Origin of the sequence: Staphylococcus simulans (genome assembly GCF_003043455.1) — a bacterium.
GTDB classification, from domain to species: Bacteria; Bacillota; Bacilli; order Staphylococcales; family Staphylococcaceae; genus Staphylococcus; species Staphylococcus simulans_A.
Genome location: NZ_PZGG01000094.1, coordinates 1 through 5870, shown reverse-complemented (window position 1 = coordinate 5870; position 5870 = coordinate 1). Strand labels below are relative to the sequence as shown.

6 protein-coding genes are annotated in these 5870 nt (G+C 34.0%); 4 read left to right on the top strand and 2 right to left on the bottom strand.

Translation table 11 applies throughout. The annotated features are described in order from the left end of the window. Together agrC and agrA are read left to right on the top strand one after the other, a co-directional pair. On the top strand, positions 1 to 1082 hold a 1082-nt coding region (gene agrC / locus BU038_RS11685), incomplete at its 5' end, for a quorum-sensing sensor histidine kinase AgrC (protein ID WP_107606165.1). Between the two features lie 2 nt (positions 1083 to 1084). Beyond that, on the top strand, positions 1085 to 1801 hold the full coding sequence (gene agrA / locus BU038_RS11680) for a quorum-sensing response regulator AgrA (RefSeq protein ID WP_002481723.1): 717 nt from the start codon (positions 1085 to 1087) through the stop codon (positions 1799 to 1801). A 64-nt stretch (positions 1802 to 1865) separates the two neighbouring features. Here the strand turns inward: agrA and BU038_RS11675 are convergent, their stop codons facing one another. After that, the gene (locus BU038_RS11675) at positions 1866 to 3347 is read right to left on the bottom strand and encodes a GH32 C-terminal domain-containing protein (RefSeq protein ID WP_107606164.1); all 1482 of its coding nucleotides are present in this window, start codon (positions 3345 to 3347) and stop codon (positions 1866 to 1868) included. Positions 3348 to 3582: 235 nt separating this feature from the next. Between BU038_RS11675 and BU038_RS11670 the strand changes: the two genes are divergently transcribed. Further along, positions 3583 to 4671 (top strand): YeeE/YedE family protein, encoded by a 1089-nt coding sequence (locus tag BU038_RS11670; RefSeq protein WP_107606163.1) that lies wholly within the window; start codon positions 3583 to 3585, stop codon positions 4669 to 4671. Between the two features lie 55 nt (positions 4672 to 4726). After that, complete coding sequence (locus BU038_RS11665) at positions 4727 to 4951, top strand: sulfurtransferase TusA family protein (RefSeq protein ID WP_107606162.1); 225 nt, start codon at positions 4727 to 4729, stop codon at positions 4949 to 4951. A 49-nt stretch (positions 4952 to 5000) separates the two neighbouring features. Here the strand turns inward: BU038_RS11665 and BU038_RS11660 are convergent, their stop codons facing one another. Then, positions 5001 to 5642 carry a redox-sensing transcriptional repressor Rex gene (locus tag BU038_RS11660; protein ID WP_107606161.1) on the bottom strand — a complete coding sequence of 214 codons (642 nt, stop codon included), beginning with the start codon at positions 5640 to 5642 and terminating at the stop codon, positions 5001 to 5003. Positions 5643 to 5870: the final 228 nt, after the last annotated feature.

The following is a 5870-nucleotide window of genomic DNA, read 5'->3' as shown; positions in this document are numbered from 1 at the left end:
ATTCTATTCTGACTATGGTAGGAAGTGTTCTCATTATTTATTTAGGGAACCTTTCTGCCATCTCTTCATTCTTAATACTTGATCAGGAAAAAACTAATATTATTATTGTTTATGCGGTTTATTTATTTTTATTTACAGTTACATCGCTTATATTAGCTTACCTGGTCCGTTTTATTATACAAAAATTAAAAAAGTCTTATTTATCAACCAACAAGTTATATTTATCAGTTGTTTCTATTTTTTTAGCTAGTATTTTCATTTCTTTGTTTACATTTATGCCTAAAAATATTAGCACTTTTAAGAGCTTACAATTGATGGTTATATTATACATTTCATTTATTCTCGCAGTAGTGATCTTATTCTTCGTAATCAGTTTTACGCTATTGAGAGAACTGAAGTATACGAGACAACTTGACGAGCTAGAAAATTATTATAAATACACGTTACGTATTGAAAAAATTAATAATGACATGCGTAAGTTCAGACACGATTATGTTAATATATTGCTTTCAATGTCTGAGTATATCCGTGATGATGATATGCCAGGTTTGAGAGCTTATTTTGAAAAACATATTGTCCCGCTTAAAGACAATATGCAGACGAATTCGTTTAAAATCAATGGGCTTGAACGTCTACAAATTCGAGAGTTAAAAGGTTTATTAACGACTAAAATTATTCAAGCACAAGAAAATAATATCAGAGTAAGTGTTGAAGTACCTGATGAGATACATCATATTTCATTAGACATGATTGATTTATCGAGAGTAATGGGCATTATTTTAGATAATGCAATTGAAGCTTCCACTGAAATTGATGATCCTTTAATTCAAATCGGCTTTATGAAAAATGAAGACGCCGTAATGATTATTGTGATGAATAAATGTGCGAAAGATATACCTAAAGTTCATGAACTGTTTAAAGAAAACTTTTCTACTAAAGGTCCAAATCGAGGTTTAGGGCTATCAACATTAAGAGAAATTATAGATCAAACAGATAATGTCTTATTAGATACAGTGATTGAAAATCATTACTTTATACAAAAACTTGAAATCATGAATACAGAGCACGAGGATGTGAAATAAACGTGAAGATTATTATATGCGAAGATGATGTACAACAACGTGAACACATTGAATCCATCATTGAAAACTATATTATGATTGAAGAAAAACCTTTAGAAGTTGCGCTATCAACAGGTGATCCTTATGAAGTATTAGAATTCGCTAAGGCTACTAATGAAATTTGTTGTTACTTCTTAGATATTCAACTAGATTCTGATATTAACGGTATTAAACTTGGCAGTGAACTGAGAAATTATGATTCTGTCGGCAGCATTATCTTTATTACTAGTCATAGTGAACTTACTTACCTTACTTTTGTTTATAAAGTAGCAGCTATGGACTTTATCTTTAAGGATGACCCTTCAGAAATGAAATCTAGAATTATCGATTGTATAGAAACAGCCTTAACGAGACTACAGCTGCTTTCAAAAGAATCTAGTCTTGAAACAATCGAACTGAAACGTGGCAGCAATTCTGTTTATGTCAATTATGATGATGTCATGTTCTTTGAATCTTCTGCTAAATCACATCGCTTAATTGCGCATTTAGATAACCGTCAAATTGAGTTTTATGGCAATTTAAAAGATTTAAGTCAATTAGATGACCGCTTCTTTCGTTGCCACAACAGTTATGTCATCAATCGCAATAACATCGAAGAAGTGATTTCGAAAGAGCGTGAAGTCTACTTCAAAAATGGTGAACACTGTTATATCTCAGTAAGAAACTTAAAGAAAATCTAATTAAACAGGGCTGAAATCGCAATTGATTTCAGCCCTTCTTTTTATACCTATTTATAAAGTTTTTTTATTCTAGGTTTTCTTCTACTTCATACACACCATGCAAGTCATATTTCGTAAATTTTAAATAAGCTTGCCCTGATTCTGTGCCTACACGAATTCCCTTACTATTTTCTGGTGGAAAGATACGCGAAGACATCACTCGCTCGCCATGATTGCAGAAAACTTCAATGCTAGATTGATCTACAAAAATTTGCAGATGCTCTAAATCTTGACTCAGCTGTACTGAACATTTCGTTTCTGCATGTTCAAGCGGCACTTCCCCACTTTCACTGCAATCCAATGTCACTAAACGAGAATGTGTATTATACGTCACTTTCGTCGAATTCCATTTTGAGACTTTTACTTCAAAATAGATTTCAGTCGCATCATTTTCTAAAATATCAATTTGCAATTCAAAGTTGTCACCTTCATAAGGGTGAAGCTGTTTCGCAAATTTATTCGCATAACCTAAGGCTGTTTCTTCATTATATCTTAATTGTTTCAAACTTGAATGCGGAGCTTGATATATTTTTCCATGACGCATAGTAAGTTGTCTTGGAATAGAAAGACAAGGCACTTGTGCGATTTCAGGTAAATGTTCATAATCACCTTCCGTTTTTAATAATCCAATCAACACACGTGAACCTTCAGCATCTTCGAACGTTTGAGGAAAGACAAAGCCAAAACCGTCATCCCATAATTTAAAATCACCATGATTCATTTTAAAGTTATGGAAATGTAAGTGGCCCATTAAATACCCTGCTTTAAATGTGTGTTCAGCATTTTCAGCTGTAAAGGTTAAAATATCATAACCATTCATAGTGAAATAATCCGATGCATGCCAATAATCACCAAAATGAGAAAGGTTCGTATGGACAGGTGCAATTAATTGCCATTGATTCAAATTATCCGCATGATAAGCTAATAATCTTCCTTGTCCTTTTTCTGTTTGTGCACTCAACAATGCATAACGCTGTCCATCTTTTTCAAACACTTTAGGATCTTGTGCATTGTCAACATAACCTTCAGGTACTTCAAGACTTATTGGTTTCTCATATTTTTCAATTTCACCTGTTCGATCTTTCACCGCGTGCAGTTGAGTAAAGGGTGCTTCAATAGAAGTCGCTTTACTTTTAGCAGAATATAACAAATGTGTTTGTTGATCGATTTCTATGGCACTACCGCCTTTTATCCCCTCATCATCATATAATCCATCTGGTTTTAATATAATTTGTTCTGTAGGATATTGAATTAAATCAGGAGTTTGATAAGCATAACTATAACTTAGCCCATTATTAATCGTAAATGGATACCATACATGACTTATTAAATAGCGGTTGCCATCATATAATAGACCATTCGGCTTTCCTGCTGAACCAAATGGCGGCTGTAAGTGGAATTTTTGTTTATAAGGTGAAGACGCGAACTTATCTTTGAGTTCGGCAATTCTTTCAGTTGGGAGTTGTTCTATTCGTTGAATTTCTACTTCATTTATCCAATCTTGCATCAACCATGTCCTCCTAATTAAACGTTAATTATCATTTCTTTTATTTTAGCATATTTATAAACACCCACCTATCCTCTTTTTCATACTGATTTCAATCAATGACATTTATATCAATTTTATAAGATAACTCTTGTAATCAAACATTTAATAATTTAGGGTAAAATTATACCCTTGCAATTTAGTCAATTGTATATTAGGATAAACCTTATCAACATTATCGGAAAAGAGGGATTAAATGATTTGGATGATTATCAGCGGTCTAATTGTGGGGAGTTTACTTGGATTTGTCATGCAGCGGACACGATTTTGTTTAGCCGGCGGATTTAGAGATATGTATGTTCAAAAAAATAATAAAATGTTTTACGCTTTACTCATTGCAATTTCTGTTCAAGCGATTGGTTTATTAGCTTTCACAGCGATAATTGGTAAACCTTTAGATAACGGAACATTCCCAATTATCGGAACAATTATTGGATCATTTGTATTCGGTGTTGGAATTGTATTAGCTGGCGGTTGTGCCACTGGTACTTACTACCGTGCTGGTGAAGGTCTTATCGGCAGCTGGTTAGCATTAGTAGCTTATGCAGTATTCTCAGCTATTACGAAAGCAGGATTGCTTAAACCAGTGATGGAAGGTCTTAACTCAAAAACTAATGTTAATGCAGATATGTCAACAAGCACAGGTATTCCTGCTTGGGTTTGGGTTATTGTCATCACAGCAATCACAGTATTCTTCGTTGTTAAAACAGTACGTAAACCTAAACCGAAAATTGCAGTCCCTAAATTAAAACAAAAATTCACAGGTGTACGCCACTTCTTCTTTGAAAAGAAATTCCACCCATTCGTAGCAGCAATTGTTGTCGGATTAATTGCACTACTTGCTTGGCCAATGAGTTATTCAGCAGGCCGTGAAGGTGGTTTAGGTATCACTACCCCTTCTTCAAACTTAGTACAATTTATCATCACAGGTAAAACATCATTCTTAGACTGGGGCGTATTCTTAGTATTAGGTATCTTCATCGGATCTTATATTGCAGCTAAAGGTTCACGAGAATTTGCTTGGAGATTACCGGACAAAAAGACTTTAAGAAATAGTGTTATCGGCGGAGCATTAATGGGATTCGGCGCATCAGTAGCTGGCGGTTGCTCTATTGGTAACGGCTTAGTGGCAACAGCAGCTTTATCTTGGCAAGGCTGGATTGCACTTGCATCAATGATTTTAGGTACTTGGTTAATGAGTTACTTCATCTTTATTAAACCAATGAAAGCATTGCGTAAAGCACCTGCTAAAACGACTGCTTCAAGACCTGCAACTCAATCATAATTAAGTTAAAATAGTCATAACGAATATAAAGTTTTAAACAAAGGAGAATGAAGCTATGTTATACGAACTAGGAACAGTCGGAATGGTTTGTCCCTTCCCTCTTATCGAAGCACAAAAGAAAATGGAAGAATTAGAAGTCGGAGACGAATTGAAAATTGACTTTGACTGCACACAAGCAACAGAAGCTATCCCAAACTGGGCAGCTGAAAAATCTTATCCTGTAACAAATTACGAACAATTAGGAGATGCTTCTTGGACTATTACAGTTCAAAAAGCTTAATATAAAAAAGGAGTTTGCGTTGAATGAAAATTCATGCAAACTCCTTTTTTTATTTACGATTCATATTATTCATAAAGAAGAGTAAAGACTGTAATTCTACCCCTAAATCAATATGATGTACTGACACATTATCAGGTACATCGATACGAGAAGGTGTAAAGTTTAAGATACCTTTCACATTACTAGCTACAAGTTGATCAGCAACCTCTTGTGCTGCTCTGCCAGGTGTCGTGATAATCACTACATCTAAGTTGCCTTGTTTCAAAATATCATGAATGGCATCCATGTCTTTAACTACAACTTTTCCAATTTGCGTACCGACTACATCATCGTCAATATCAAACGCTTCTGTAATCACCATATCATCGTGGATTGAGAAGTTATATGAAAGCAATGCTTTCCCTAAGTTCCCTACGCCGACTAAACCAATACGAATTACATCACTTTCGCTGATTTCGCCTTTAAAAAATTCTAATAAACTCTCCACATTGTAACCATAACCTTTTTTACCCAGCTCACCAAAATATGAAAAATCTCTTCTGATGGTAGCTGAATCAATATCCAATGCTTCACTGATTGTTTTAGAATTTACTCTATCTATCCCTTTTTCTTGAAGGGTATTCACGAATCGGTAATATAAGGGTAATCGTTTCAAAGTCGCGCGAGGAATTTTATTGTTTTGATTAGCCAATTTCTTTTCCTCCAAATCTTTCTAACTACTATCCCAAACTTTATTCAATTCAACCATAATAAAACTATACTTTTAATCGTATGAAATTATGTTAATTTAACCATGGAGTTGTGAAAAGTAGTCATTTTTATCGACTATTAGCAGATTATAGTATTATCATAGTTAATTATGCTGTACAACAATACTCAGATGAGTTTCTGGAATCATCATTTTTTATTACTTAAGTAT